Raw genomic sequence first — 24,619 nt, forward strand, 5'->3', positions numbered from 1 at the left:
CTTCCTTCAGGAGATCCATCATGAACAAGATCCGCAATCGTCTGGCCATTCCGTTGAGTGCAATGGCCATCGCCGCCGCCATGAGCGTCCCGGCTTTTGCGCAGGTGGAAGAAGAGGTCATGTCGGGCCCGAAGACACGTGATCAGGTGATGGCCGAGCTGGAGCAGGCCCACGCCGACGGCTCGCTGGCCAAGGTCAACAGCGAAGCCGGTTATGCGCCGGACTTCGACGAAGCCCTGGGACGTGGCGTCATCTACTCCAACACCCAGCCCGAGGCTGACACCTCGGTCAGCATGAACAGCGCGGCCGAGCTGCAATTCGCGCCGACGGCCGCAGGTGGCAAGTCGCGTGCCCAGGTGATGGACGAACTGCAGCAAGCCCGTGAGAACGGCTCGCTGGCCAAGATCTGGAGCGAATCGGGTTATGCGCCGGAGTTGGAGACGGCGCAGATGTCGGGCCGCTGATCAAACATCGGCGAGCCGACGGAGCCGCCATCACGGCGTGCTCATCCTCGGATGAAGGGGCCCCTCACGGGGCCCCGTTCGTTTTGAAAGCGGTGCAGGCGGCCCCACTTTCAAGTCCCCTCTTGCAAGTGCCGCTCTTGCAACTGCCGCTCCTGCAAGAGGGCCGCCAGCAGGCACGGCAAGGTGCTAGCGATCAGCGCGGGGCTTGCCGGTGGATCCGCGCACCACCAGCTTGGGCGGTTCGGTGACGAGCATCGGCAGCGGGCGGTCCGGTTCGGCCTTGATCTCCGACTGCAGCAATTGCACCGCCAGCGAGGCGGCTTCCGCCGTGGGCATGGCCACGGTGCTGAGCGCCGGACGCATCTGATGCGCCAGCTGGATGTCGGTGACGCCGATCACCGACAGGTCGCGCGGCACTTCCATGCCCAGTTCTGCTGCTGCTTGCAACACGCCCAGTGCCGGCAGGTCGTTGGTCGCGAACACCGCGGTCAGGCCCGGCACGCCGGCCAGCAGGCTGTGCGCCGCATTGCGGCCTTCATCGATGGTGTCGTGGCCGAAGCGGATGTGGGTCTGCGGCAGGTCGACGTCGGCCTTGTGCAGGGTGTCGATGAATCCCTGCAGCCGCCACTTGTGGTTGCCGCTGGGCTCGCTGCCGGAGACCGCGCCCAGCCGTCGATGACCCAGGCGGAGCAGATGTTCTGCCGCCAGCACGCCGGCCTGGTACAGATCCACCGCCACGCAGGGCAGCGGCGGCGGTTCCTGCGGCCGCTCCCACATGCACAGCACCACCGGCACGCCGCGTCGGCGCAGGTCCTGCAAGGCGTCGAGCTGGACGAAGTCCGCATTCATGACGATCACGCCCTGCGCCAGGGCGCCGCCGACCGCGTCGAGATAGGCTCGCTCCTGCGCCGGATCGTCATTGGTGTTGCAGACCAGCAGGAAGTAGCCGAGCTTGCGCGCGGCCCGCTCCACCTCGAGTGCGAACTCCGGGTAGAACGGGTTGGCAATGCTGCTGACCACCAGCGCCATGGTGTGGGGCTTGCCCTCGACCAGCGCACGCGCCATGAGGTTGGGCCGATAGCCCAGCGCCTCGACGGCCGCCAGCACCCGGCGGCGTGTCTCTTCACCCACCTTGCCGCGGTTGCGCAACACATTGGAGACGGTGGCGGCCGTGACGCCCGCCGCCTGGGCCACCTCGACCAGCGTCGTCATGCCGACGCCGCGTTCCGTGCCGGCGTGCCGTCCGTCCAGGCGTCCGCCCGTGCGCCGGGACCGGCCTCGCACAGGTAGACCAGGGCGGGCAGGCCCTCCGGCGAGCGATAGCCGGCTTCCAGCGCTTCCAGCGCCTTGGGCACGAGTTCCTTCTTCAGCAGCGCGATGCAGCAGCCGCCGAAGCCGCCGCCGGTCATGCGCGCGCCACCGTCCTGGCCCGCCACCTGTTGCAGCACTGCGGCCAATTGGTCCACGGCGGGCGTGGTGATCTCGAAATCGTCCCGCATGGAGGCATGGGACGCGGCCATCAGTTCGCCCAGACGGGGCAGGTCGCCCTGGCGCAAGGCCTCGGTGGCGGCGAGCACGCGCTCGTTCTCGGTGATGATGTGGCGCGCGCGGCGGAACACCTTGTCGGGCAGTTGCGCGGCATTGAGCATGTCCAGGGTCGCGTCACGCAGCGCCGGCACGCCGAGCGCACGAGCGGCCTGCTCGCACTGGGCGCGGCGTTCGTTGTAGGCGCTGTCGACCAGCCCGCGCTTGACCCGCGAATGCGCGATCAGCAGGGTGGTGCCCTCGGGCAGCGGCACCGCACGGGTATCGAGCGAGCGGCAGTCGATCAGCAGCGCATGTTCGGGGCGGCCCTCGGCGCTGGCGAGCTGGTCCATGATGCCGCACTGGCAGCCGACAAAGCGGTTCTCCGCCTGCTGGGCCAGACGCGCCAGCTGCTTGCCGTTCAGTTCCGGATCGCCGGCGAGCTTCTGTGCCGCCCGCAGCAGGGCCAGGGCCAGCGAGGCCGACGAGCTCAATCCCGCGCCCATCGGCACATCCCCGGCGATCACCAGGTTCATGCCGTCTATCGAGATCAGCGAGGGCACCAGCTGGGCCAGCGTGCCGCGCACATGGTCGCGCCAGCCCCCGCCGGGATAGTGCGGCGGCTCGGCGCTGAGCGGGAAGCGGTCGTCGGCCTGTTCCTCGTCGAGCGCCAGGGCGTCGACCAGGCCATCGGTGCGGGGGCCGGCGGCGACCCAGGTGTCGCGGTCGATCGCGGCGGGCAGGACGAAGCCGTCGTTGTAATCGGTGTGTTCGCCGATCAGGTTGACGCGACCCGGTGCGCGGGCCAGCACCGTGGGCGCCACGCCGTGACGCGCGGTGAAGGCGCGGATGACGGACTCGGCGGTCGGCGGCAGCCCGGTGGTCGCGGAGACGGGGGGGGCGGTCATGGAAGTGGAGGTCGAAGCCATCGGAGGTGCAGTCGGTGAGGCCGCGCGGATCAGCGCTGGCGGTAGTGAACGGTGGACTGCTCGCGCAGTCGGGCAGCGGCCTGCTCAGGCGTCAGGTCGCGCTGGGATTCTGCGAGCAGCTCGAAACCCACCATGAACTTGCGGACCGTGGCGCTGCGCAGCAGCGGCGGATGAAAGTGGGCATGCAGCTGCCAATGGGCGCCGTCCGGTGCGTCAGGCCCGGACGGGGCACCGTGCCAGCCCATCGAATAGGGGAAGCTGCACTGGAACAGGTTGTCGTAGCGGGTCGTCAGCTCGCGCAGGGCGTCGGCCAGGCGGGCACGTTGCGATTCGGTCATCTGCTCCAGGCGCTGCACCGGGAAGCGCGGCAGCAGCAGGGTCTCGAACGGCCACTCGGCCCAATACGGCACGATGGCCAGCCAGTCGTCGTTCTGGACCACCACCCGCTCGCCGGAGGCTGCCTCGGCGCGTGCCAGCGCCAGCAGCATCGGCTCGCCACGGGTGGCCAGCCAGTCGCGCTGCTGCTGGTCCTCGCGGTTCGGCAGTTCGGGCAGGAAGTCGCAGGCCCAGATCTGGCCGTGCGGATGCGGATTGGAGCAACCCATCATCGCGCCCTTGTTCTCGAAGACCTGCACCCAGCGCCACTGGCGGCCCAGTTCCTCGCTCTGGTCGCACCAGGTCTGGACGACCTGGCGCAGTGCCGCCTCGTCCAGCTCCGGCAGGCTGCGACTGTGGTCCGGCGAGAAGCAGATCACCCGGCTGGTGCCGCGCGCGGGCATGGCCTCGAACAGGCCGTCGGCGCCTTCGGGCGCACCGGTGCCGGCCGCGTCGGGCGCCGGGACGTCGGCCATCAGGGCGGCGAAGTCGTTGTCGAAGACGAAGGTGCCGGTGTAGTCCGGGTTCTGCTCGCCGTTGATGCGGGTGTTGCCGGCGCAGAGGTAGCAGCTCGGATCATGGCTGGGCCGCAGCGCGGTGTCCGGACTTTCGGTCTGGCCCTGCCACGGGCGCAGGCTGCGCTGCGGGGACACCAGGACCCAGCGTCCGGCGAGCGGGTTGTAGCGGCGGTGCGAATGGCGGTTGCGGTCGAAGGACATCGGATCGATCGGTGAAACGGTGAAGCCCGGGTGCTTGGCCTTGCCGGACAGGGCGCGGCATGGCGTCGCGGGCGGAACCTTACGGCACGCAGCGTGCCGGTGGAATGAGGACAAGCGCGGGCGGCCCCTGGGGTCAGGTGCCGTCCGCCAGGCGCCAGACGGCGACGCCACCGGCCGGCAGTGTCGCATCGCCGAGCAGGCGTGTGGCGCCTTCGGGTGACGGGACGGTCGCCGGTTGCGGTCCGTGGTTGATGGCGAACTGCCAGCGGCCACGGCGGCGCAGGCGCAGGCCGGCGGCATTCGGGTCCAGGGCGACCGGCTGAAGGCCGGCGGCGCGGGCGGCTTCGGCCATCCAGCGCTGGAGCAGGGCCTCGTCGACCAGACCGGCGTGATAGTGCCAGGTTCCATGGCTGACGCGGGCCGGCCAGCCGTCCTCGAAGCGTTCATGCACCCGCATGACCGGCGGCAGGTCGACCTCCGGCTCGATCAGGTCACGCCACTGCTGGCCGTGGCCGACCAGTTCGCCGGTGGGGCCGCCCTGCGGGCCGTTGTGCTGGGCGACATCGACGCGGTAGTCGAAGTCGTCAAGCGAGGTGGCCACGGCGTAACGGCGACCCGGACGCATCGATTCGACCGCACGCACGCGGATGGGCAGGAACTTGCACAGCGGCCCCGGGGGCAGCGGGGTGGCGATGCCGAGGCTGTCCGTCTTGCTGCCGGTGCGGGGGCCGGCCACCACCACGGCGGACAGGCCGGACAGCTGTCGGGTCAGCGACTCGGGCAGGTGCAGCACGCCGGGCAGCACCACCAGGGCATAGGCGCGCAGATCGTCCTGCGGGCCCACGACGTCGACATCCAGGCCCAGGCGTCGCAGCGCCGAGTAATAGCGGACGGCCATGCCGAAGCCCGCCATGTCCGCGCCCTGCGGCTGGATCTGGCTCATCCACAGCGAGGGATAGTCCACCACCAGGGCGACGCGGGCCGGTGCGGTGGTCAGCGCGTCGGGGCCGCCGGCCTCGAGCAGTTGCTCGATCTCGGCGCGCACCTGAGCGGCTTCATGGCCGCCGAGGTCCAGCACGCCATCCGGCCGGTTCAGGCCGGAATGCATCTGCTCCTGACCGAAGGGCAACTGGCGCCAACGGAAATACGACACCAGCTCGGCGCCGTGGGCAAAGGCCTCCCAGGTCCAGGCCCGCACCATGCCCGGCAGCGGCAGGGCGTTCCAGGCCGCCCAGTTCACCGGGCCGGCCTGCTGTTCCATCACCCACATGCGGCCATGGCCGATGCCGCGATAGAGGTCGTGATGGAAGGCGCTGAGGTCCGGATGACCGGTGCGGGCCCATTGCTGGCGCTCCGGCTCGGTCAGGAATCGGGCGGCGGTGTCCACATGGCCCAGCGGATAGCTGTCCCAGGCGGCGATGTCGAGTTCCGCGCCGAGGGTGTGGTGATCGAAATCCCCGAACAGCCCCATGAAGTTGTGCAGCACCGGTCGATCCACCGCATGGGCCCGCAGGATCTCGACCTGCATCCGGTTGAAGCGGATGACTTCGTCCGAGGCAAAGCGGCGGAAGTCCAGGGCATGGCTCGGCAGCGGATCGGTCGGCTGGCCGACCGGGAAACCCACCTGCTCGAAGCTCAGGAACTGCAGCCCCCAGAAGGCGGTGCCCCAGGCCTCGTTGAGGGCCTCGATGCTGCGGTAGCGGTCCGACAGCCAGCGCTGGAACGCCGCCAGGGCGGCCGGCGTGTAGGACAGGATGGTGTCGTGGCAGCCGTACTCGTTGTCGGTCTGCCAGGCGATGACGGCCGGATGGCGACCGTAGCGCTCCGCCATCGCGGTGACGATGCGGCGTGAAGCCTCGATCATCGACGGGCTGGAGAAGCAGTAATGCCGCCGGGCGCCGAAGGCCTTGACGCGACCGTTCGCATCCATCGGCAAGACGTCCGGATGGGCCTCCACCAGCCACTGCGGCGGGGCGGCGGTGGGCGTGCCCAAAATCACCTGCAGGCCTTCCTGGGCCAGGACCTCGATGGCCTCGTCCAGCCATGACCAGTCGAAGCGGCCCGCTTCGGGCTCCATGCGGGACCAGGCGAATTCGGCGATCCGCACCGTGGACAGGCCCAGCTCGCGCATGGCGCGGGCGTCGTCGCGCCAGCGCTCACGGGGCCATTGTTCGGGGTAGTAGCACACGCCCAGGCGCAGCGGGGTCGACGGATGGGAAGGATTCACGGCAGCGTCGGGTGGAATGAGTTAAGCGATTAATCCGATTGGAGCAAGCGTCCCGGATGCTGTCAATCGGGCGCAGGCGTAATGTCCGACCGACGGGCGCGCCGGGCAGCCCGTCGGTCGGGTCAGTCCGGCGCCGCCCGCATAGAATCACGGGCGCGCCCCACAGAGAGCGGCCACGGCGTTTGGCGCCTTGGCGGCATCTGGCGTCCGTCCGTCGATCGCCGACGCTGACGTCACCCCATTCCGGCATCTTGGTGGTTACCCGCATTGCGGGGGCCTCGGACGCTTGGTCTACTGCCTCAAATTAATCGATTAACCTGTCTGCAACGGACGGGCTGTACAAACGTGAGCGAGACAATCCATCCGGTGGTCGTGCCTGTGCCGACCGCCGTTTCCGTGCCGGAAACCGGCTTTCTGAACCTGGGCCACTACCAGCCGGACGCATCACAGGCGCTGCCTGCGGGCGCCGAACCGGGTGCTGATGCGGCAACGAGCCCGGCCGGCGCGCCGCGGATCGGCGTCAACAGCCGCTACCTCACCCGCGACGGGCGTCCCTGGATGCCGGTGATGGGCGAGTTCCACTACAGCCGGTTCCCGGAGTCGGAATGGGCGTCGGAGCTGGCCAAGATGCGCGCCGGCGGCGTGGATGTGGTGGCCAGCTATGTGATCTGGAATCACCACGAGCCGCATGAAGGACAGTGGCTGTGGTCCGGACAGCGTGATCTGTCCCGCTTCGTCGATCTGGCGGCGGAGGCCGGGCTGCTGGTCTATCTGCGCCCGGGGCCCTGGGTGCATGCCGAGGTGCTGCTGGGCGGCTTCCCGCGCTGGCTGCCGGCGACGGGCCCGCTGCGTTGCAACGATCCGATCTATCTGGGCCATGTGAAGCGGCTGTTCGGCCAGATTGCGGCGCAGGTCAAGGGTCGCCTGTGGGCGGACGGCGGGCCGGTCATCGGTCTGCAGCTGGAGAACGAATACGGCGCCACCGGTCCGGGTCAGGGCCATGAGCACATCAGCGCGCTGAAGCGGCTGGCGATCGAGGCCGGCATGACGGTGCCGATCTACACCGTGACCGGCTGGCCCACGCTGGACATCCCGCCGCAGGAAGTGCTGCCGGTGTCCGGCGCTTATGCCGACGGGTTCTGGCAGGGATCGCGGGAGGCGCTGCCGCCCTCTGGCGTGTTCCTGTTCAACACCCGGCGGGTGATCGGCGAGATGGGCAATGTGGACGGCACACCCGCCGCCGGCCTGATCGACACCGCGCACTATCCGTTCTGCCTGGCGGAGGCCGGGGGCGGCATGCATCAGAGCTATCACCGCCGGCCGGTGGTGAGCGCGGAAGACGTGTACGCGACGACCCTGGTCCAGCTGGGCTCGGGCGCCAACCTGTACGGCTATTACATGTACCACGGCGGGACCAACCCGGTCTGCGAGACCGGTCCGCTGAATGAAACCCAGGCCAGCGGCTATCCCAACGATGTGCCGCAATGGGGTTACGACTTCCATGCCCCGCTGGGCCAGTACGGCCAGGTGCGGCCGTCCTGGGGCCGGCTGCGGATGCTGCATCAGTTCATGCAGGCCTTCGGCGACACGCTGGCGCCGCTGGAGGCGGTGCTGCCGGCGCAGGGTCCGTTCGATCCCGCCGATCGCGAGCGCCCGCGGGTGTCGCTGCGCGCTGCGGGAGCGGATGCGGCGTCGATGACCGGCTTCGTGTTCGTCAATCAGCATGTGCGTCACCATCCGCTGCCCGCGATGCCGGCCCAGCAGATCGTGCTGCAGCCCGCTTCGGGCGAGCCGCTGCGCCTGCCGTCGCAGGGGACAGTGGACCTGATTCCGGGCTTGTCCTTCATCTGGCCGATCGGCCAGCGTCTGGGCGAGGTCCGCATGCGCCAGGCCACGGTGCAGCCGCTGACGCGCTGGACCGATGCCGACGGTGCGGTGACCTGGGTGGGCCTGCGCATCGATGGCGTCACCGCCGAAATGATCGTTGACGCCTTGGGCCTGTCGACCTTGGAGGTGGACGGCGCCGATGCCGAATGCCTGTCCGACGGCAGTGGCTGGCGTCTGCGTTTCGCCGCCGGCCATCGGCCTCAACGCGTGACCCTGCGCGATGCGCTGGGTCGGGCCCATCAGGTGCTGGTGCTGTCCGAGGCCGACGCGGCGAATGCGGTGCGGGTGCGTCTGGGCGGACGGGACCGCTTGCTGTGGTCCAGCCACGCTGCCACCTGGAACGAGGCGGAAGGCAGCGTCACGCTGCACCGCGCCACGCATGAGGCGGGCTGGGTGCGGCTGTATCCGGCCGATCAACTGGGCGGCGAGCGCGAGTCGGCTGCGGTGGACTGGGCCGCCTGGCACTGGGCGGCCGAACCCGGTCGCACCTGGACGCTGCAGCAGGAGGTGCTGGCCATCGCCGGTGCGCCGCCGGCCATCCAGTGGGGACCGCACATCAGCTGGCGTGACGGCCCGGTGCCGTTGGTGCCCGACGAGTCCGCCCAATTGACGGCGGCGCGCTGGGCCCTGACCGTGCCGGCCGAAGCCACCGCGGCGCTGGCCGCGGACGCGGGTCGCTCGCGGCTGTGGCTGCGCCTGGACCTGGTGGGCGATGTGGCCCGGCTCTCGGCCAACGGAACGGTGGTGGACGACCGCTTCTGCGACGGCAGCCCCTGGCTGATCGGCCTGGACCGCTGGCATCAGGAGGGCGGCTGGCCCGCCCTGGAATTGAGCGTGGTGCCGATGGCGGCGGACCTGCCGGTCTTCCGCGAACCGGCGGCACACGCGGCCGGCGAGGGCGCCCATCTGCGCGCGGCGGTGTTGACCGTGGAACGGCGCGAAACCGTGCGGGTGCTGGGCGAGGCCTGGTCCGACGTACGAGCCTGGAGCTGACGCATGGCATCCGTGCAACTGGATCGGATCGGCAAGACCTATGTCGAGGGCGGTGTGCCCACGGTGCATGAGGTCTCGCTGGACATCGCGGAAGGCGAGTTCTGCGTCTTCGTCGGCCCGTCGGGCTGCGGCAAGTCGACGCTGCTGCGCATGATCGCCGGCCTGGACACCATCAGCACCGGCGAGCTGCGCATCGGCGGACGCCGGGTCAATGAGCTGGCCCCAGGCGAGCGCGACGTGGCCATGGTGTTCCAAAGCTATGCGCTCTATCCGCATCTGGATGTGGCGGAGAACCTCGGCTTCGGCCTGCGCATTGCCCGGGTACCCAAGCCCGAGGCCCGGCGTCGGATCGAGGAGGTCGCCCGTCTGCTGCAGATCGACCATCTGCTGCAGCGCAAGCCGCGGGAGCTGTCCGGCGGCCAGCGTCAGCGCGTGGCCATCGGTCGTGCGCTGGTGCGCCAGCCCGGGGTGTTCCTGTTCGACGAACCTTTGTCCAACCTGGATGCGGCCCTGCGCCAGCAGACCCGGCTGGAGATCGCCCGACTGCATCGCAGCCAGGACCGCGCCTGTTCGATCTACGTGACCCATGACCAGGTCGAGGCGATGACCTTGGCCGACCGCATGGTGCTGCTGCAGCCGCCGCCCCCCGGCGCCACTGAGGCGCGTGCGAGCGTGGCCCAGTGCGGCGCGCCGCTGACGCTCTATCACCGGCCTCGCAACCTGTTCGTCGCGGGCTTCCTGGGCTCGCCGCGGATGAACTTCTTGCCGGCGCAGGTGCGTGAGCGCCGGGCCGACGGCGTGGTGCTTGCGCTGGGCGACGGCACGACCCTGACCGCACCGATGCGGGCGGACGGCCTGGCCGACGGCGAGACCGTGACCGTGGGCATCCGCGCCGAGCATCTGCGTCCCGTCCGTGGCGACGATCCGCGCCTGACCGAGCCGCTGCAGACCCAGGTCCAGTGGCTGGAGCATCTCGGCGACCAGAGCCTGGCCTATCTCAGCGGCCCCGGCGGCGCGCTGGTGCTGCGCCTGCCGGAAGGTGCCGCCTCGCCGTCGATCGGTGAATCGGTGCCGGTGGCCGCCTTGCGCGACCAACTGCATGTGTTCGATGCGCGCGGCGAGGCCGTGCTGCGTCTGCACGAGGAGGCGCCGGCATGTTGAATCGCTCGCGTCGACAGGCGCTGGCCGCGGGTGTCGGGCTGGGCGCAGCGGCCCTCTCGGGGCCGGCCCGCGCCGGACTGCTGGGCCGGCAGGAACCGCTGCGTGTCTGGATCAACGGCGACAAGGGCTATGACGGCATCACCCGCATCGGTGAGGACTTCACCCGTGACACCGGGGTGGCGCTGCGGGTGGAGCATCCGGAGAACGGCGTCTCCAAGTTCGAGCAGGCCGCCGCGGCCGGCAAGGGGCCGGATGTGTGGATCTGGCCGCATGACCGCGCCGGCGGCTGGGCCGCGTCCGGGCTGATCCGTCCGGTGGCGCCGTCGCGTCGGCTGCGCGAGGAGATCGCGCCGCTGGCCTGGTCGCCGTGGCGCATCGGCGGTCGGACCTGGGGCTATCCGATGGCCATCGAATCGGTCGCGCTGATCTGCAACCTGGATCTGGTGCCGCGCCCGCCGCGCACCTGGGACGAGGTCTTCGAGCTGGACCGCCGACTGCGGCCGCAGGGGCGTCGGGCCATCATGTGGCCCTACAACGAGTTCTACTACACCTATGGGCTGATGTCGGCCGGCGGCGGCTATGCCTTCGCCCGGCGCGAGGACGGCAGCTGGAACGCTGCGGACAACGGCATCGACACGGCCGGCACCCGCCAGGGCATGAGTCTGCTCAAGCGTCTGGTGGACGAGGGCCTGGTGCCCCGCACCGCAACCTACGCGGAGAGCGAGGCTGCGATCAATGAAGGCCGCGTGGCCATGACGATCAACGGTCCGTGGGGCTGGAACAACCTCAAGAAGAGCGGCTTGCGGGTGGCGGCGTCGCCGCTGCCGTCGCTGAAGGGGCGCCCCGGTGGACCGATGGTGGGTGTGCTCGGCGCCATGGTCTGCGCGGCCAGCCGGCAACCGCTGCTGGCCACCGAATTCATCGAGAACTACCTCCTGAGCGAGGCCGGTCTGATGGCCATGCAGGCGCATGTGCCGCTGGGCGTGCCGGCCAACTTGCGGGTGCTGGACGCGCTCAAGAGCGATCCGCTGGTGGCGGGGACCAGCGCCGCGGCGCAGCAGGGCGAACCGATGCCCAACATTCCGGAGATGGCGCGTTTCTGGACCGCCATGAATGCCGCCGTGCAAAGCGTGACCCAAGGCCGCGAGACGGTGGCCGATGGACTGGCGCGGGCGTCCCGCCGCGTGGCCGGCGACAAGGGCACGCAAGGCGGCGATGGCGCAAGTTCGTCCGCGGCAGGGCAGGGCGCTGAGCTCGCCACCCGTGCGGCCGGCGACATGAAGGAGTCCAGCTGATGCGCGCGGTGACCTGGGGCCTGCACGGCCTGAACCTGGCGGCGGTGCTGGGCTTGCTGTTCATCAGCCAGCAGTTGCTTCGCGCGCATGAGTCGCTGTGGGCGATGGCGGTGCTCGGCGCGGCCGGCCTGCTCGTGCTGCTGCAGTTCTCGCGGCGATTGCAGGCCTGGCGCTATGTGATGCCGGGGCTGCTGGCCGTGATCATGTTCATCGTGCTGCCGATGGGCTTCACGCTGGGCATCGGTTTCACCAACTACAGCTCGGCCCATCTGCTGTCGTTCGAGCGCGCCACCGGCATCCTGCTGCAACGCACCGAAAGCGAAGGCCTGGGCATGGACCTGGCGCTGCTGCGCGACCGGGCGAATCCGGCGCAGCCGCGTTATCGGGTGCAGTTGATGGGCGACGATGGGCAGGCTTGGCACAGCGATCTGTTCGACCTGCCCAAGGCGGCCGACACCATCACCCCCGATCCGAAGGCGGGTGTCCCGCTGCTGGCCGGCGAGCTGCCGGCCGAGGGGCTGGCCACCACCCAGCGACTGGACGGCCGGGCATTGGTCGAATTGCTGCCGCAGTTGCAGGTGCTGGTGATGCGCACGCCGGAGGGGCGGCAGTGGCGCCTGTCCAGCCTGCATCGGATCAGCGACCAGTCGCCGCGCTATGTGGCGGTCGACGACGATCACCTGACCGATCTGCGCGACGGTCGCCTGGTGACCGCAGACCATGCGGCCGGCGTCTGGCGCAATGCCTCGGGCCGCGCCCTGGAGCCGGGTTTCCGCACCGGAGTGGGCCTGGCCAACTATGTGCGGATCTTCGGCGACCGGCAGTTCCTGGAGCCCTTCGGACGGGTGTTCGCCTGGACCGTCAGCTTCGCCACGCTCAACACGTTGCTGACCTTCGCGCTCGGGCTGTTCTTTGCGGTGGCCTTGAGCTGGCCGGCGCTGAAGGGGCGATCGGCCTATCGGATCGCGCTGTTCCTGCCGTATGCGGTGCCGGCCTTCATCTCGATTCCGGTGTTTCGCGGCCTGTTCAACGAGAACCTGGGCGAGATCAACCTGGTGCTGGACCTGCTCTTCGGCGTGCGGCCCGGCTGGTTCAGTGATGCGACGCTGGCCCGCGCGATGGTGCTGACGGTCAACACCTGGCTTGGTTATCCCTACATGATGATCCTGGCGATGGGCCTGCTCAAGGCCATCCCGGAGGATCTGTATGAGGCCTCCGCCCTGGCCGGCGCCGGACCGCTGACCAACCTGTTCCGCATCACGCTGCCCTTGATCGCGCGGCCGATGGCGCCGTTGCTGGTGGCCTCGTTCGCGGCCAACTTCAACAACCTGACCTTGATCGCGCTGCTGACCGAGGGCGCACCGGACTACCTCGACACGGTGGTGCCGGTGGGGGCGACCGATCTGCTGGCGTCCTACACCTATCGCATCGCGTTCAACGACGGTGGACAGAACTACGCGCTGGCCTGCGCCATTTCCTCGATCGTGTTCGTGATCGTGGCGCTGCTGGCCTATGTGAACCTGCGCTTCTTCGCGAGCGCCAAATCGGCCCGGCGCTGAGCCGGGCAGGAGCGGACCGTCATGGCCATGGTGATGACCTCCTCGCAACGCTGGCGCGTGCTGGCTTTGCATGCTTTCTTGATCGCCTTCGTGGTGATCAGCCTGTTGCCGCTGGTGATGATCGTCTCGATCTCGCTGCGGCCGGGCAACTTCGCCGGCGGCAGCCTGATTCCGAAGGAGATCAGCTTCGAGCACTGGCGGCTGGCGCTGGGCCTGTCGGTGGTCGACGCCCAGGGGAATGTGACGCCACCGCCGTTCCCGGTGCTGCAGTGGATCTTCAATTCGTTGAAGGTGGCGATCATCAGTGCGGCGGTCTGCCTGGCGTTGTCGGTGACCAGCGCCTATGCCTTTGCCCGTCTGCGTTTCGCCGGACGGGAGGGCACGCTCACAGCGATGCTGCTGCTGCAGATGTTCCCGTCGGTGCTGGCGCTGGTGGCCATCTACGCGATCTTCGATCGGCTGGGCGACTGGGTGCCCTGGCTGGGCCTCAACAGCCACTGGAGCCTGGCGCTGGCCTACACCGGCGCGGTGGCGCAGCACATCTGGCTGGTCAAGGGCTATTTCGAGAGCATTCCGCCCGACCTGGAAGAGGCCGCCGCGGTGGACGGCGCGAGCCGCTGGCAGTCCTTCGTGATGGTGCTGCTGCCGCTGGCCAAGCCGGTGCTGGCGGTGGTGTTCGTGCTGGCCTTCCTGGGCGCGATGATCGAGTATCCGGTGGCCTCGGTGCTGCTGCATGATGAGCAACAACTGACCCTGGCGGTCGGCTCGCGGCTGTTCCTGTTCAATCAGCGTTATCTGTGGGGCGACTTCGCCGCGACCGCGCTGCTGGCCGGACTGCCGCTGACATTGATGTTCCTGCTGATGCAGCGCTGGCTGGTCGCCGGCCTGACCGCAGGCGGGGTGAAGGAATGATGGCCGACACGCTTGAGCCGGGACCGGCGGCCCCTGACGCCGCGGGTGCGCGCACGCGGTGTGCCGATGCGGCGGATGCCTGGACCTTGACCGGGCCGGACGGGCTGCAGATCCGGGTGCTGGGCTACGGCGCGAGTTGGGTCGGCTGCCGCGTGCCGCTGCGTGACGGCACCTCGCGCGAGGTGCTGCTGGGCTTTGATGACCTGGATTCGCAGCGCCGCAATCTGGCCTATGTCGGCGCCACCATCGGCCGCTGGGCCAACCGCATCGCCGGGCTCAAGCTGCGCCGTGAGGAGCGTGCCTGGACGCTGGCCAGCGAGCCGGGCCTCAATCACCAACTGCATGGCGGCCCCGGCGGCTTTCATCAGCGGGATTGGACCTTGCTTGAGCAGACCGATCACCGCATTCGCCTGGGGCTGCACTCGCCAGAAGGCGATCAGGGCTTTCCGGGGGCGCTGGATGTGGAGGTGCTCTACACCTTGCTCGGCGGCCTGGGCGTGGAGATCGAACTCCGCGCACGACTGGGCGGGCCGCGGGCCTGTCCGGTGGGCATGACCAATCATGCGTATTTTCAACTGGACGGTCATGGCGACGTCGATGTGCGGCATCAACGGCTGCAGGTCGCGGCCTCGCAGGTGCTGCCGGTGGACGGCCACGGCCTGCCGACGGGTGGGCCTGTCAGTGTGGTTCAGGAGGGGTCGACCGGGCGATTCGATTTCCGCACCTTGCGGGCCATTGAGAAGCCCTTGGACCACGCCTTCCTGCTCGATCCCTCTGCCACGCCCATGGCGCGACCGGCCGCGACGCTGAAGTCCGCCGACGGCCTGGTGGCCATGGATGTCTTCACCACGCTGCCGGCGATGCAGGTCTATACGGGCGAGTTCCTGGCCTCCGGAACGCAGCACTGCTCACCGTGCTGGCCGGCCTTCGGTGGCATTGCCCTGGAGCCGCAGTACCTGCCCGACAGTCCGCACCATCCGGAATGGCCGCAACCCGATTGCTGGCTGCAACCGGGCGGCCTCTGGAGCCATCGGATCCGTTACCGCTTCCGGGCTTGAGGTCCGCATCGGCCGTGCATTGGGAGGTTCGGTTTCCATTGCGACTGCGACTGCGACTGCGACTGCCATTGCCACCGCTGCCACTGCCACTGCCACTGCCACTGCCACTGCCACTGCCCGGCGTCGCCTTGATTTGATTTGATTTCACTTTCGGAGACTCGCGATTCCCTCACCACAACCATGAAAGGAGACAGGGGAATGAAGAAGACGAAGGAACTCAAGCACCCATCCACGGCAGCGCACGGCCCTGCGGGCGTGATGACGGCCAACAGCGCGATCAGCGCCCTCGATGCCACGGGCCATCCATCGGCCGACGGGGGACCGGCGGCCTCCTCGGCCGCGGGACTGACCCGGCGCCAGTGCCTGGGGGCCGGCCTCGGGCTGGCCGGCAGCCTGGCCGCGTTTCCGGCCTTCGCGGCGACCTTGCTCAAGGGCGCGGATGTCAGCTGGGTCAGCCAGGAGGAATCGGCCGGCTACAGCTTCTACAACGCCGCCGGCACCAAGACCGATCCGTTCAAGCTGCTCAAGGACCTGGGGGTGAACACCATCCGGCTGCGGGTGTGGGTGAATCCCTCGGGCGGCTGGTGCGACGGCGCGGACACGCTCTACAAAGCCAAGCGCGCCATGGCGCAGGGTCAGAAGATCATGCTGACCTTCCACTACAGCGACAGCTGGGCCGACCCCGGGCAGCAGACCAAGCCGGCCGCCTGGTCCAGCCATTCGCTGAGCCAGTTGGTCACCGATGTGTATGCGCATACCCAAGGCATCCTCAGCTACCTGAAGAACAACGGCGTGAATGTCGACTATGTGCAGGTCGGCAACGAGATCAACAGCGGCATGTTGTGGCCCACCGGACAAGCCTCCGGCAGCAACTTCGGCAACCTGGTGCAGTTGATCAACAGTGGCTTTGAGGCGACCAAGGCGGTGTTCTCCGGCGCCCAGGTGGTGCTGCATCTGTCCAACGGCCATGACAACGCGCTGTTCCGCTGGTTCTTCGACGGCATGAAGAACCACGGTGCCCGCTACGACGTGATCGGCCTGTCCCACTATCCGACCGCCAGCAACTGGAGCAGCCGCAATGCGGCGCTGTCGACCAACATGGCCGACATGGTCTCGCGTTATGGCAAGCCGGTGGTGGTGGCCGAGACCGGCATGGACTGGCAGCAGGCGGCGGCCTCCAAGGCCATGCTGGCCGATGTGCTGACCCGCGTGTCCGCACTCGGTGCCAAGGGACTGGGCGTGCTGTACTGGGAGCCGCAGGCTTATCCGGGCTGGCAGGGCTATACCTGGGGCGCGCTGGATGGATCGGGACGATTCACCACGGCGCTGGATCCGTTTTGAGGGCTGACCGCTGACGGCTGACGGCTGAGGCCGAGGCGGTCGTGGCCTGCGGGTCCTTCGTGGGCGCTGCGGCAGTTGCGACTGTCGAGCCCGCTGTGGCTGCGGTGGCCGTTGTGGCCGTTGTGGCTGTTGTGGCCGTGGCGCCCGCCGATACCGCCTTGATCCTGTCGAGCGGCCGTCGGGAGACGGCCGTTCTTCCGGCGGCTTCCCTCGGCGCTCCTGTGGGGCGCGCGCGAATCCATGCCGCCGAGTTACCCCTGTGCGGGGGACACACGGCCGCTCAGCGGACCGATTCGATCCGACCCTGGAGGGGGTGCAGGCGTGGTGCGTCAATGCGCGGCCCGCTTTTTTCCACAGGCGAGGCGTCGTTCTCTACGGTGCGAAGACCGCGACATGGTGTGGCGGTTGACGCAAGGAGATCACGATGCTGGACATGAGATTCGAAGACTTCGCCTACTTTCCCGCGCTGCGGGCCCGGCAGGCCGAGATGCGAGCCCTGACCGAGATGGATGACGAGCGGCTGGACCAGATCTTGCCGATGATGACCTTGGGCGGCTGGGTGCCTGCCCAGGAAACCCGACGGGCGGTGGATCGGATCGGTGACCTGATGCGGGGTCGACCTTATCTGCTGAACGTGGGCAGCCCGCATCAGCCCGCTGGAGATTCGGTCGCCCCCTTGTTCGATCCGGCACAGGCCTTCCTCGCGTGGCGAAGCTTTGTCGGCGACCTGGAGGGCGCGATTCCCGTGATGCAGTTCGAGACGCGAGGAGACCGGCGTGCGCTGGTGCGGCAGGCGGTGCTGGTGGAGCGGGTTCTGGGACGCCTGGCGTTTCGGGTGCGCCATCCCGAAACCGAGATCGAGCAGGTGCTGGGCGCGCTGCATGCGCTGGACGATACGGACAACGCGGTCGTCTATCTCGACTGCGGGTATCTGCGCGGCGCGCTGTTCGAGAGCTGGCGGGTATTGACCCAGGCCTTGATCCGGCTGCGCATGGCCTATCCGGACTTGATCGTGGTGATGCTGGGGACGAGCTTCCCGGCATCGGTGCAGCAGTTCAGCCTGAGCGCGCTGGGCCCGATGGGGGCGATGGGGACGATGGGGACGATGGGCACGGGCGGCGCGCAGCGCGGGGTGCTGGAGATCCAGGAGCGCAGCCTGCACGCGCGCCTGGGTGGGAATGCCCTGGTGGCCTACGGCGACTATGGTGCCTTGCATCCACAGCCGCGCCCCACGGCGGACGGCAGCGACTGGACCGCCCGCATCGACTATCCGAAGGAGACGAGCTGGGTCTTCCACCGCCGCTTGAATGACCAGAGCCGTGCGGGCTATGCGATGGTGGCCAGCGCGCTGATGGCGTCAGAGCCCGGCATGGGCGAGCTGGATTGTTGGGGGGAACGGATGATCGTCGAGGCGGCGCAGGGTGAGGTGTTCGCCCGCGGTCCGGCGGCCTGGTTGGCGGTGCGGATCAACATTCACCTGGCGCGTCAGGTGGAGCTGTCGATGCGGCCGTCCCCCGCCCGCATCATCGGAGGGAGAGGCCAGGAGCCGTTGGAGTGGCACGAGTGCGGCGTCGAGGATCTGCTGGAGGCCTGAGCGGGACGCCCGCCCATCGTGGCTTCGGGAGGCGCCGGTTTCAGGCTGCGCTTGCTGTTGCTGTTGCTGTTGCGGTTGCGGCTGGCGGCTGGCGGTGAGCAGTCGGCGTCCGCGCGCCGAAGGCGCAAGGAACCTCGCAATGACAACGGCCGCGACCCCGCTGGTGAGCGGTGTCGCGGCCGTTTCGTGAAGGGAGGCCGCTTGATGGCAGGCCTCCACCGCCGCTCCTTCGATGCGGCCTGTTCTCCGCCGGGCCTCGTCTCAGAGCTCCGCGCGCAGGCTGATCGCAAAGCGGCGATCGTCGGTGTAGGTGCCGCGCGGCAGGTTGTAGTCGGTGTAGGTGCTGCGGCGAACCGTCTTCGTCAGGTTGTTGCCTTCGATGGCGATGCGCAGCTTGGGCGTCAGGGCATAGCTGAAGTACGCATCGACCATGCCGTAGGCCTTCATCGACACCGGCGTCTGCACCGTCACGCCGTCGTTGGTCGGATAGCTCAGGCGCGGTCCGATCGCGTAGGCGCTGCGCCAGTTGTAGGCCAGCCGTGCGGAGAAGTCGCCCAGGTCATACATGCCGACCAGGTTGGCGCTGCGCTTGGACAAGCCCTCCAGCGGCGCGCTGCGGCCGTCGATCGGGCTGGGAGCGGCGCTGTCCACATAGGTCACGTTCGCTTGCAGGCCCAGACCACGCAGCAGGCCCGGCAGCTTGTTGAAGAAGCCCTGGTAACCCAGCTCCAGGCCGCGGATGCGGCCGTCGCGGCCATTCGTCGGCGTGGTGACGGTGTAGGTCGTGCCGTTGATGGTGCTCTGGGTGCTGGAGGTCTGGATGAAGCCGGAGACCTCCTTGTAGAACGCGGCGCCGTAGACGCTGTCGCTCTGGCTGATGTAGTACTCCAGCGTCGTATCGACCTGGTTGGCCCGCAGCTTGTCCAGTTCCGGATTGCCTTGATAGCCGGTGCGATCGTTGACATTCAGGCTCAGGCTGGGCGTGAGCTGGTCAAAGTTCGGGCGGGTCACCACCCGCGACAGGCCCAGGCGCGCTTGCAGGTCCGGACGCAACTCCAAGCGCAGGTTCAGCGACGGCAACCAGTCGGTATCGCTCTTGTCCAGGCTCACACGGTCGCCAGCCACGGTCGAGTAGTCCCGTGCGGTCTTGGTCTTGACGGCCCGCAGACCGACGTTGCCGGTCAGCGGCAGACCCGCCAGGCTGGTGTCCAAGTCGCTCGCGACATAGAACGCGCCACTGCGTTCCTTGTAGTTGAAGGTCTGGGCCGGGTCGAAGTCCGGAATGCCCAGGTTGAAGGTGCCACGCACCGCGGCGGCGTCGCGCAGCCAGTCGGTGTTGGTCACCGTCAGCCATTGGCGAGCGATGTTGCCGTGGCCCGCGTCTTTCAGCAGGTCGTTGTAGGGCAGCAGGCCGATGTTCGGGATCGACGACAGGTTGAACATCCAGAGATCGTCGATGGTGTTGATCTCGGCGCTGTCGGCGCGACGGTCGGCCAGACGCACGCCGCCCCGCAGCTTGGTCACGATGCCCAGGTCGACCGGCTTGTCCACATCGGTCTTCCAGGCGGTTTCGCGGCCGGTGTTCTTGATGCGGAAGTACAGCGCCTTGTCGGCCCAGTAGTTCGCCGGATTGCTCAGCTGCGAGGTGGCCGAGCCGGCCGACGGCAGCTTGGTGCTGAGGTCATAGCTGTAGGTGGCCGGATCGTCGCTGAAGGTGCCCAGGCGCACTTCCTGGTAGAAGCGGTCGAACTTGCTGGTGGTGTGGCTAAGGTCGCTGCGCACGATGGCATCGGCCACTTTCCACTTCGCGGCCAGGGCGATCTGGTTGATGCGGGTGTCCTCGTCGGCCACCGAGCCGGAGGTGCTCATGCTCGCGCCCCAGAAGGTGCCCGAGACGAAGCGGCCGTTGCTGTCGATCTTGATCTCGCCGTTGGGCCAGAGCTGGCCCTGGTTGGCGGTCGCGCTGAAGTTGGCCCAGAACGGCGACGCGTAATGGCCGAACACATCGGTGCGGCTCTTCAGACGGGTATGGTTCAGGTCCAGCGTGTATTCGCTGCGGGCGTCGGGGCGCCATTGCAGCGAGGCGCTGGCGGCCTTGCGGTCGCGCTCACCGAACTCATAGGCCAGCCAGTGGCCCAGCGGGGCCACGGTGCCGGAGCCGTCGGCCAGCGCTGCGGGGTTGTCCAGCTCCTGGGTGTCGGAACGGTAATTGCGCTTTTGTGCGGAGACGCTCAGCAGCGCGCCGAATTCGCCGCTGGCGGTGCGCCAGCGGTTGGACACCAGCACCGAGCCTTCGGCATTGTTCTTGTCGACCAGTTCCGCTTGGGTGGCCTTGACCGAGCCGGCCAGCTTGAAACCGGCGAAGTCGAAGGGGCGACGGGTGCGCAGGTCGATGACGCCGCCGATGCCGCCTTCAATCAGCTCGGCCGTCGGGGTCTTGTAGACGTCCGCACCGGCCAGCAGCTCGGCCGGCACGTCCTGGAAGGACAGGCCGCGTTCCTTGCCCGCAGAGAAGATCACCCGGCCGTTCAGCAGGGTCTGGGTCTGTTGCAGGCCGCGGACCTGGACACGGTCGCCCTCGCCGCGGTTGCGCGAGATCTGCACACCGGTGATGCGCTGCAGCGCTTCGGCCACGTTGGCATCCGGCAGCTTGCCGATGTCATCGGCCACGATCGAGTCCACCACCTGTTCCGCATTGCGCTTGATGTCCTGGGCCTTGATGAGGCTGGAGCGCTGTCCCTGAACCACCACCGTGTCCAACTGGCCGGCCTCGGAGGCGGCTGCCGCGGGCGGCGTGGCGGCCTGCTGTGCGGCGGCGGCGAACGGGGACATCAGGGCCGCGCAGGCCAGCGCCACCGGCGCGACGCTCAGCAGGGTGGCCGGGGAGGGCTGGTGGACGTGATCGCCGGGGGTGCGGGAGGTGGAACGGGTCATGGGAGGTCTCCGAAATTGTTGATCGTTGGTATGGGTGACGCGGTGGCGCGGACGGCGCGCAGAACGAAGGCGGATCAGTTCACCGGCAAGGGGCTGAATCGCGGAACACCTTCAGGGCCGGCAGGGCGCGACCTTGGGCGTCGAACAAGGTCTGGTTGGCCCAGCCGTTGCCTTCGCCGGTGCGCCAGCCGGCGCCGGGGACATTCAGCCAGGCGGGTTCCCACCAGAAGACGCCCAGGCCCTCGGGCACGGCGGCCACCGCCTGCACCAGGTCACGCAGCATGTCGGCCTGGCCTTGTGGGGTGGCGAGATAACCGCCGCGCTGGGCGCCTTCAGGATTGAAGACCGCCGGGCCGCCGCCGGGATTTTCCGGTTGCCAGCCATAGGCGGTTTCGACCACCACCAGCGGTTTGCGGTAGCGGTCGGACAGATCGCGCAGATTGGCGCGCAGTTGCGTGAAGTCGTCGTGGTGGTAGGGGTACCAGCTCAGGCCGATGATGTCGTAGTCGAGCTTGGCCGCTTCGAACTGGTCGTAGACGCGGCGGAACAGCTCGCCGCTCTTGCCGTCCCCGGTGTGGGCCAGGTGCAGCATCACCGGCAGGCGCTTGCCGCGCATTGTGTCGGTGGCCCGAACGCCGCGAATCCCGGCAGCCAGCAGGGCCGCAAACGCGTCGTGGCCGCCGATTTTTTCGTCGGGCGTTTCGCGCCAGGTCTTGCCATCCGGCCAGAGCATGCCGCCATTGATTTCATTGCCGACCTGGATCATGTCCGGATCGGTGCCTTGGCGGTGCAGGGCGGTCAGCACCTCAACGGTATAGCGTTCAACCGCGTCCTGAAGGGCTTTGCCGCTGAGCTTGGCCCAGGCTGCCGGTTTCGCCTGCTTGCCGGGATCGGTCCAGAAGTCGCTGTAGTGGATGTCCAGCAGCCACTTCATGCCCTGTGCCTGGATGCGCTTGGCCAAGGCCAGCGTCAGCGCCAGACCGTTGTTGCCGCCGCCGACCGGTTCGCCGTGTCGGGAGATGATGCGGTCGCCCTCGATCACATCGGCCGCATTCACCGGTGTGTGCCACAGCCGCAGCCGGGCCCAGTTGACGCCCGCCGCGCGCAGGATCTGCAGGGCGGTGCCGGATCGACCGTCCGCCGTGGTGAACCGGGCGCCGCCACGTTCGACGACGTCCAGGGTCGACACATCGGCGCCCAGGATGAAGTCACGGGCGTGGCGCGTGGCCGGCCCTGGGGTGCAGGCCGCCGCGACAGGGGCGCTCCCCGCAGCAGATGCCAGGCCGGGGCCGGAGGCTGTGGCAGTGGCGCCGCCGGGGACGACATCCGCCGACGCCGGAACGGCGAAGGGCAGTGCCGCGCCAGCGAGCAGCAAGTTTCGTCGAGTTACGGCGCCGAAGGGAGTGCCGTCCTGTAGGCGGGGGTCGTTCAAGTCTGTCTCACTCCGGAGCTCGCCCGTGGACGGGCCCCTTGTAGTTGCTTTTCGGTTCGATAGGTTAATCGCTTAACCTGATCGTAGTGTCGTTGATTTGTCATTCGTCGGCAGTGAGGGCTTTCCCGGAAGGCAGGCGGCGGAGGACTGTGCTCGCACCCGCTGCCAGCGCCGTGTTGGCGGGGCTAGTGACGGGCGGGGCGCGTCGCGGCAAGAGCTCGCTGACGTGCGTCGCAGCGCCCGGTGCGCCGTCGGGGAGGGCGCGTCAGGGCCGTGAAGTGTCGGTCAACCGCGGTGCCCGCCAGGTAACCAGACGCGACCGGTCGCGCCAGTGAGGTGCCGGGTTCCGGCGCGCGACGCCATGCGTTGATCTAAATCAGGTTACGGACTTGGCACAGGCGCTCGGGGCGACACGGAGCGGCGGAACAGGTGACTACACCACGTCAATCGCCTTGCTTTGTGAGGCGGCTGTTGTTGTTTCTGTTGCCTCAACCATGGAGTTCCCCCTGATGTACAAGAAAGCCCTGTCCCTGTCCATGCTGGTCCTGTCGGTCGCTGGCGCCCCCTTCGCCGTCCTGGCGGCGACGCCGGAGCCGGACGGCGCCAAGACGCGCGCCGAAGTCATTGACGAGATCGCCCGCGCTCGCGCGGACGGCTCTCTGGCCAAGATCCAGAGCGAAGCCGGTTATGCCCTGGAATTCGAGCGCGCCACGAAGCGTTCGACCATCAAAAAATCCCGCGAAGAAGTCATTCATGCCGCCGAACGTGCGCGTGCCGATGGCAGCCTGGCCGCAATGCAGAGCGACAGCGGCTATGCGCCCGAGTTTGTCGCCGCCGCTCAAGGCACCGATGGCGGGCTGTCCCGCGAAGAGGTACTGGAAGCCTTGGCGCGTGCCCGCGCCGATGGCTCGCTGGACCAGATCCACAGCGAAGGCGGCTACGCCCCGGAGTTCGAATCAGCGACCCGGCGCCCGGCCCAGCGGTCTCGTGCCGTGGCGGATCGCCGTTGAACGCATGGAGATCGAACGGATGGCGACATCCGTCACCTCGTTTGAACGACGAGTGACACCGCCGTCCTGATCCTGCCTTCTCCAATCCCTCAAGCGACTTCGGTCGCTTTTTTTGGGGTCGCAGCGCCGGCTCAGGCACACCGAATCAGCCCTTACACGATCAGCAGTGCGAGAGACAGCGCCAGTCCGCTGCAACCCCACCTTTTGCTCTACACCGTAAGCTCAAAAACCCACTAAAAAACCTGTTTTCAATCATTTTCCAGTGAGAGTTATCCGAGGTTTTTGTGCGAGAGATGAGTCCGAGAGAAATCCAGTAACAACTGTTGCGTCTCCCCTTCCGGACTTCCCCCTTCTTAGGGGGTGTCTTGTGACCCCACCGGCCTAAGATGCCTCCGGTCCCGGTGAAGCAGGAAATGTGGCGATCTGGCCGGGCAACGAGATCAGCCACGACAGGCAGGGAGGCCGTATGGAAGTCATGTCCGATCCACGAGTGTTCGCTTTGGGCGGAAACACCGGTTACGCGATGTCGGCGTTGGCCGCGGTGCCGGTGAAGCGTCGTGTGTTGCTGGTTGACGATCATGAACTGGTCCGCGCGGGCATCCGCACGCTCTATCAGTCCCTGGATGAGATCAGCATCGACTGGGTCGAGGCATCCTCGCTGCAGGAAGGCCTTCAGGCGTATACCGATTGCATGGAAGGCGCCGGCGTGGACGCCGTGCTGCTGGACCTGAACCTGGGCGACTGCAAGGGCCTGCAGGGCCTGCGCCAGTTCATGGAAACCTTTCCTGATGCTCGCGTGGTCGTGTTCAGCGGCACGCAGGACGAATTCGTGGTGCGGCAGGCGAGGGCGCTGGGCGCCGTCGGCTATTTGCCCAAGGGTGCCTTGATGTCGGAAATGCGCAGCACGCTGCGGGCGCTGCTGGGTGATGGACAGCGTCGCGCCGCGACCCAAGGCGGCTCGCTGTTCCCGCGCTTCCCGTCCTCGGCGATGTACGACCGGGTGGCTGAACTGGGCCCGCGCCATCTGGAAATCCTCGAGCTGGTGCTGTCGGGCTGCAGCAATCAGGAGATCAGCAATTCCACCTTGCTGTCGCTGGGCACGGTGAAGAACTATGTGTCCTCGCTGCTGCTGGCGCTGGACGTGAAGTCGCGCTCGCACATGATCAGCCTGTTCCGCTGAGCCGCTTGGCTTCGAAGCGGGAGGG

General features: G+C 68.2%; 17 protein-coding genes. 11 read left to right on the plus strand and 6 right to left on the minus strand.

What is annotated here, in order from left to right; genetic code table 11:
* Window positions 1–20 precede the first annotated feature (20 nt).
* Entirely contained in the window at window positions 21–464 is a 444-nt protein-coding gene (locus N4261_RS12210) for a DUF4148 domain-containing protein (protein ID WP_261760405.1), read from the plus strand.
* A 186-nt stretch (window positions 465–650) separates the two neighbouring features.
* Here the strand turns inward: N4261_RS12210 and N4261_RS12215 are convergent, their stop codons facing one another.
* From N4261_RS12215 to N4261_RS12230, 4 genes are all read right to left on the minus strand, one after another.
* Window positions 651–1,676: a LacI family DNA-binding transcriptional regulator gene (locus tag N4261_RS12215; RefSeq protein ID WP_261760406.1), complete on the minus strand. Its 1,026-nt coding sequence runs from the start codon at window positions 1,674–1,676 to the stop codon at window positions 651–653.
* Window positions 1,673–2,896: a galactokinase gene (gene galK / locus N4261_RS12220; RefSeq protein WP_261760407.1), complete on the minus strand. Its 1,224-nt coding sequence runs from the start codon at window positions 2,894–2,896 to the stop codon at window positions 1,673–1,675. Before galK ends, N4261_RS12215 begins: the two co-directional genes overlap by 4 nt.
* A gap of 50 nt (window positions 2,897–2,946) precedes the next feature.
* On the minus strand, window positions 2,947–4,011 hold the full coding sequence (locus N4261_RS12225) for a UDP-glucose--hexose-1-phosphate uridylyltransferase (RefSeq protein ID WP_261760408.1): 1,065 nt from the start codon (window positions 4,009–4,011) through the stop codon (window positions 2,947–2,949).
* Between the two features lie 133 nt (window positions 4,012–4,144).
* Window positions 4,145–6,211 carry a beta-galactosidase gene (locus tag N4261_RS12230; RefSeq protein WP_435532062.1) on the minus strand — a complete coding sequence of 689 codons (2,067 nt, stop codon included), beginning with the start codon at window positions 6,209–6,211 and terminating at the stop codon, window positions 4,145–4,147.
* Between the two features lie 372 nt (window positions 6,212–6,583).
* On the opposite strand from N4261_RS12230, the gene N4261_RS12235 reads away from it, so the two are divergent.
* From N4261_RS12235 to N4261_RS12270, 8 genes are all read left to right on the plus strand, one after another.
* Entirely contained in the window at window positions 6,584–9,118 is a 2,535-nt protein-coding gene (locus N4261_RS12235) for a beta-galactosidase (RefSeq protein WP_261760410.1), read from the plus strand.
* Between the two features lie 3 nt (window positions 9,119–9,121).
* Window positions 9,122–10,279, plus strand: a complete 1,158-nt coding sequence (locus N4261_RS12240; protein WP_261760411.1) for an ABC transporter ATP-binding protein — start codon at window positions 9,122–9,124, stop codon at window positions 10,277–10,279.
* Window positions 10,273–11,574: a maltose/maltodextrin ABC transporter substrate-binding protein MalE gene (gene malE, locus N4261_RS12245; protein WP_261760412.1), complete on the plus strand. Its 1,302-nt coding sequence runs from the start codon at window positions 10,273–10,275 to the stop codon at window positions 11,572–11,574. Before N4261_RS12240 ends, malE begins: the two co-directional genes overlap by 7 nt.
* Entirely contained in the window at window positions 11,574–13,133 is a 1,560-nt protein-coding gene (gene malF, locus N4261_RS12250) for a maltose ABC transporter permease MalF (RefSeq protein WP_261760413.1), read from the plus strand. The genes malE and malF overlap by 1 nt, the downstream gene beginning before the upstream one ends.
* A 21-nt stretch (window positions 13,134–13,154) precedes the next feature.
* A complete protein-coding gene (gene malG, locus N4261_RS12255) occupies window positions 13,155–14,045 on the plus strand; it encodes a maltose ABC transporter permease MalG (RefSeq protein ID WP_261760414.1) in 891 nt (296 codons plus the stop codon).
* A complete protein-coding gene (locus N4261_RS12260; protein ID WP_261760415.1) occupies window positions 14,045–15,103 on the plus strand; it encodes a galactose-1-epimerase in 1,059 nt (352 codons plus the stop codon). Before malG ends, N4261_RS12260 begins: the two co-directional genes overlap by 1 nt.
* Window positions 15,104–15,301: 198 nt before the next feature.
* Entirely contained in the window at window positions 15,302–16,444 is a 1,143-nt protein-coding gene (locus N4261_RS12265) for a glycoside hydrolase family 53 protein (protein WP_261760416.1), read from the plus strand.
* 424 nt (window positions 16,445–16,868) lie between these two features.
* Entirely contained in the window at window positions 16,869–18,038 is a 1,170-nt protein-coding gene (locus N4261_RS12270; RefSeq protein WP_261760417.1) for a beta family protein, read from the plus strand.
* Window positions 18,039–18,299: 261 nt separating this feature from the next.
* Here N4261_RS12270 and N4261_RS12275 read toward each other — a convergent pair whose 3' ends face one another.
* A complete protein-coding gene (locus N4261_RS12275; protein ID WP_261760418.1) occupies window positions 18,300–20,972 on the minus strand; it encodes a TonB-dependent receptor in 2,673 nt (890 codons plus the stop codon).
* Window positions 20,973–21,051: 79 nt separating this feature from the next.
* Window positions 21,052–22,404: a glycoside hydrolase family 53 protein gene (locus N4261_RS12280; protein WP_261760419.1), complete on the minus strand. Its 1,353-nt coding sequence runs from the start codon at window positions 22,402–22,404 to the stop codon at window positions 21,052–21,054.
* Between the two features lie 509 nt (window positions 22,405–22,913).
* Here N4261_RS12280 and N4261_RS12285 point away from each other — a divergent pair.
* Both N4261_RS12285 and N4261_RS12290 read left to right on the plus strand, forming a co-directional pair.
* Window positions 22,914–23,414 (plus strand): DUF4148 domain-containing protein, encoded by a 501-nt coding sequence (locus tag N4261_RS12285; RefSeq protein WP_261760420.1) that lies wholly within the window; start codon window positions 22,914–22,916, stop codon window positions 23,412–23,414.
* A 475-nt stretch (window positions 23,415–23,889) separates the two neighbouring features.
* Window positions 23,890–24,594 carry a response regulator transcription factor gene (locus tag N4261_RS12290; RefSeq protein WP_261760421.1) on the plus strand — a complete coding sequence of 235 codons (705 nt, stop codon included), beginning with the start codon at window positions 23,890–23,892 and terminating at the stop codon, window positions 24,592–24,594.
* Window positions 24,595–24,619 lie beyond the last annotated feature (25 nt).

The organism is Roseateles amylovorans (assembly GCF_025398155.2).
Lineage (GTDB): Bacteria > Pseudomonadota > Gammaproteobacteria > Burkholderiales > Burkholderiaceae_C > Roseateles > Roseateles amylovorans.